General features: G+C 64.7%; 4 protein-coding genes. 2 read left to right on the top strand and 2 right to left on the bottom strand.

Annotation, left to right across the window (positions count from 1 at the left end; translation table 11 throughout):
* Window positions 1-38 precede the first annotated feature (38 nt).
* Window positions 39-188: a hypothetical protein gene (locus tag Y706_RS29600; RefSeq protein ID WP_164468567.1), complete on the bottom strand. Its 150-nt coding sequence runs from the start codon at window positions 186-188 to the stop codon at window positions 39-41.
* Between the two features lie 208 nt (window positions 189-396).
* On the opposite strand from Y706_RS29600, the gene Y706_RS0121765 reads away from it, so the two are divergent.
* Window positions 397-1,422, top strand: a complete 1,026-nt coding sequence (locus Y706_RS0121765; protein WP_028278240.1) for a hypothetical protein — start codon at window positions 397-399, stop codon at window positions 1,420-1,422.
* Between the two features lie 257 nt (window positions 1,423-1,679).
* Here the strand turns inward: Y706_RS0121765 and Y706_RS0121760 are convergent, their stop codons facing one another.
* Window positions 1,680-2,330 carry a hypothetical protein gene (locus Y706_RS0121760; RefSeq protein ID WP_028278239.1) on the bottom strand — a complete coding sequence of 217 codons (651 nt, stop codon included), beginning with the start codon at window positions 2,328-2,330 and terminating at the stop codon, window positions 1,680-1,682.
* A 100-nt stretch (window positions 2,331-2,430) separates the two neighbouring features.
* Here Y706_RS0121760 and Y706_RS0121755 point away from each other — a divergent pair, with 100 nt between their 5' ends.
* A complete protein-coding gene (locus tag Y706_RS0121755) occupies window positions 2,431-3,288 on the top strand; it encodes an inositol monophosphatase family protein (RefSeq protein ID WP_028278238.1) in 858 nt (285 codons plus the stop codon).
* The last annotated feature ends 457 nt before the right edge of the window (window positions 3,289-3,745 follow it).

Here is a 3,745-nt window from a genome sequence, read left to right as displayed (position 1 = left end):
TTGATGTCCGATGCCCGCCGCAGCCGTTCCGTTTCCGATTAGTTCTTCGGAGTGGAGTTCGGCCACCAGCCGACCGCTACAACGGAGCCCTGGCTCGAACCGCTGGAGGCAGACACTGCTGCTGAGGCGGACAGGCCGGCGCCGGCCAGCGCGCCGGCGACGAGGAGCGTTGCAAGGATTTTCTTCATTTGGACTCCTGATACGTAAGAGGCTGATGTGACTCATGTGATGCAGGTTTAGTATAGGGGAGATCGACACGCCACAAGGTAACAATTTATAAAGAATTGTCGCCGGATGTGATATTCACCCTCGTGTGTGAATCTTGCGTGAACCCTGCGCAGGTCCTTCTTGCGTGGCTGGTTCGATTCCGCTCTCGCGGCAACGGATAATTGAGGCATGCAACGAAACTCAGTTTCACCGTCCTACGCCGCTGCAGAGTTGCAGGCTCGGGAACATCGAAGCAGCCACGACTTCGGCCGTGCGGCCAGCAGCGCCCAGGTGGCCTCGGAAATCGCGACGAACGACGGTGACCTGACGGCTGCCTGGGGCATGCGGCTCTTTCAGGCGGAGAATCTGCTTGACGCCGGCGATTTTGAGGCCTGCGCCGCGCTTGCCGCCGAACTGGTGGATGGCGCCTTCGGAGCTCCGGCTGAAGATGCCCGCGGCAAGGCGAATATCCTGCTCGCAAAAGCCAGGCAGGGCGCCGGGATGCTGGGGCAGGCGGCCGACGCGGCGCGGATGGCGGCGCGTTTATCTTCGGGGGCGGGTGACGTGGAAAACAACGTCAAAGCCCGGCAGGCCCTCATCGCTGCTCTCGCCGAAAGCGGCCGGCTGGAGGAGGCCTGGAGCGAGAGCCTGATGCTGGCCGACGACATATCCAACGAGGTCGACGACCAGCTGGTCGGCAAGGCCTACTGGGTTATCGGCAATGTTGCGTTCCTCTGCAATAAAGTGGCAGAGGGGCTTGAATATCACGAGCTCGCGGCGGAAACTTTTTCGCCGGCGCGAAATCTTGATATTTGGGCCAAATTCAACAAAGCATCCGCGGCAATGCGCTTGGCCGCCGAGGTCGCCGACGCGGACACACTCCGCTGCATCGAACGCGCTGAACTGGCCACGGACGTCATTGGCGGATCCGATGAAGACCACATTCTGTTGAAACTGAACCGCGGTCACTGGAATTTCCTGGCGGGTGACCCGCAGGCGGCCATCGCTATCCTGACCGAGATCAGCACCGTCGCGGAAAAGACGTCACCGCAGATTCTGGGCGAGGCCTCTCTGTTGCTGGGACGCTCCCATGCCGCTGTGGGGAACGATTCCGAGGCGCAGACACACCTGCTGGAAGCAGCAGACCACTTTGAGAAGGCTGGCGCCCCGCAACGTGCCGAACAGGCCCGGGAATTCCTCACCGCCGGGCCCTGAGCCAGCTCTGAGTGGACATGCCCTCCGCTGGACTTGAGTGATGGACATAATGGCAAGTTGTCCACCGGCCGGGCCGAACGCTGGACATGTCCCGTGCTCGGGGCCGGGTGCGTGGGGCTACTCCAGCCGCCGTGACCAAGAATGGACATGTCCCGTGCTCGGGGCCGGGTGCGTGGGGCGACTCCAGCCGCCGTGACCAAGAATGGACATGTCCCGTGTTCTAAGACGGGAATTGAGAACTAGCCCTGCCGCGCGAATCAGGACTGGACATGTCCCGGGGTGGCGGCAGCCGCGGCAGCCTTGCGCCCGACGAACACGGCGGCGACGCCGGCCACGACGCTCAGCGCCAGAAGGACCCAGCCGGCCACGGTGAGCCCGGAGGCCAGGGCGACCTGACCGCCGTCGAGAGTGTCGGCGGACATCATTTCATCGATCACCGTGTTGCCCCACAGCCGGACCGCAGCAAAAAGCAGCGGCAGCGACCACAGCGCCCAGCGCAGGGATTTCCGTGCCACGTTGGTTCCGATCAGCAGCAGCCAGGTGAAGCCAAAGATCAGCGGGAAGAGCATCCCGGCCGTCTTGTGGACATAGTTCAGCTGGCCCCGGGCATCGGCGTCCATGGCCGCGCGCAATTGCTCCACGAACCCAGGGTCAAAGCCGCCCACCAACGAGTCGGGCATTGCCTGGCCGCCCGACAGCTGGGTGAGCTGGTTGAGGGTGAGCAGGTGCAGATACCAGAACAGGAACAGGCTGGCCACGACCCCGGCAATGACAATCAGATTGCTGTTGCTCTGCGCCTTCTGCGGTGTCCGGCTGGTGGTCGGATTGATCACCGGAGGGAGATGGTGCTGGGGGACCGCCGCGTTGGCGCCGTGCTTTTTGATCCGCTGCGCGGGTGTCTTGGCCATGGCTCCATTATCGCCCGTCCTGCACACCCCTCCGCGCCGCTGTCTGCCGACCGCCCGCGCCGGCTGTTCACTGCCAACGGGCGCCGATAGTCTGGGATGCGTGACCGAACTAGGAAAACACCGGCTCGGCCGGCACAGCACCGCAGATCTCGACCCCTCACTGGATGACTACCAACTGGCCGAGGCCCTGGTCCGCGAGGCAGGCACCCTGGCGTTGTTGATGCGGCAGGCCGGGCTTGAAGGCAGGCAGAAGACGTCTGTCTCGGACGTGGTCACGGCCGCCGACCACGCCGCCGAATCCTACGTCCTGGAACAGCTTCGGCGCTGCCGGCCCGATGACGCCGTCCTGGGCGAGGAGGGCGCCTCCGTGGCGGGCAGCAGCGGCCGGACCTGGGTCATTGACCCCGTCGACGGGACCTTCAACTTCCTGCATGGATCCACGTACTGGTGCTCGGCCATTGCCCTGAAGGATTCCTCCGGTGCAGGGCTCGGCGCCATCTTCCAGCCGGAGGAGGACAAACTCTGGTTGGGCGGGACGTCCCGGGCGGCGACCCTCAACGGCGAAAAACTGGTCACCTTCCTGCCCGGCGCGTCCGGTGGCACCGGACGCACCGACACGCCGCTGTCTGATCTCGGCGCGGCAACCTACATCCACCCGACGTGGCTTGCCGATCCGATGTGTGCCATGCCCTGGCATGCGGCAGCGACGTCGGCGGCCGCGCTGCGCATGTTCGGGTCCGGCTCCTGCGACCTCGGCCGGGTCGCGGACGGAGAGCTCGGCTGCTGGTTCCAGCACAGCTGCCCCGAGTGGGACTGGCTGCCCGGGAAGGCGATCGTGGAGGCGGCCGGCGGCGCGACCGACGTCGTGCGCGTCAACGGACTCGACTGGTTCATCGCGGGAGGCACGACGGCGGTGCAGCAGCTGCGCGCCGCGCTCAACTCCGGGGGCGTCGGCTAGCTTCCCGCCTGCCGGCTCTCCCCGGGGGACATGCTCATTGTTCAGAACAACCTCCGCGGGACATGCTCATTGTTCGCTGTCAGGGGTGGGCACAAAGGGAGTATGTCCAGTGGTCAGGGGTAGCGGAGGACATGTCCGTTCGGCCGTGCCGTGTCAGCGGGGCATGCCCATTCTTCCGGACAGCCTCCGCGGTCCATGCTCATTTTTCGCTGTCAGGAGTGGGCGCAAAGGGAGTATGTCCAGTGGTCAGGGGTGGCGGAGGACATGTCCGTTCGGCCGTGCCGTGTCAGCGGGGCATGCCCGTTCTTCCGGACAGCCTCTGTGGACATGCTCATTTTTCAGAACAACCTCCGCGGGACATGCTCATTGTTCGCTGTCAGGGGTGGGCACAAAGGGAGTATGTCCAGTGGTCAGGGGTAGCGGAGGACATGTCCGTTCGGCCGTGCCGTGTCAGCGG

Origin of the sequence: Arthrobacter sp. I3 (assembly GCF_000520575.1) — a bacterium.
Lineage (GTDB): Bacteria > Actinomycetota > Actinomycetes > Actinomycetales > Micrococcaceae > Arthrobacter > Arthrobacter humicola_A.
The sequence above is the reverse complement of the archived record's forward strand: the minus strand, read 5'-3'. Positions and strand labels throughout refer to the sequence as shown.

Excerpts from the sequence above, each read along its gene's own strand:
- Y706_RS29600 (WP_164468567.1), bottom strand. The coding sequence starts at position 188 with ATGAAGAAAATCCTTGCAACGCTCCTCGTCGCCGGCGCGCTGGCCGGC.
- Y706_RS0121765 (WP_028278240.1), top strand. The coding sequence starts at position 397 with ATGCAACGAAACTCAGTTTCACCGTCCTACGCCGCTGCAGAGTTGCAG.
- Y706_RS0121760 (WP_028278239.1), bottom strand. The coding sequence starts at position 2,330 with ATGGCCAAGACACCCGCGCAGCGGATCAAAAAGCACGGCGCCAACGCG.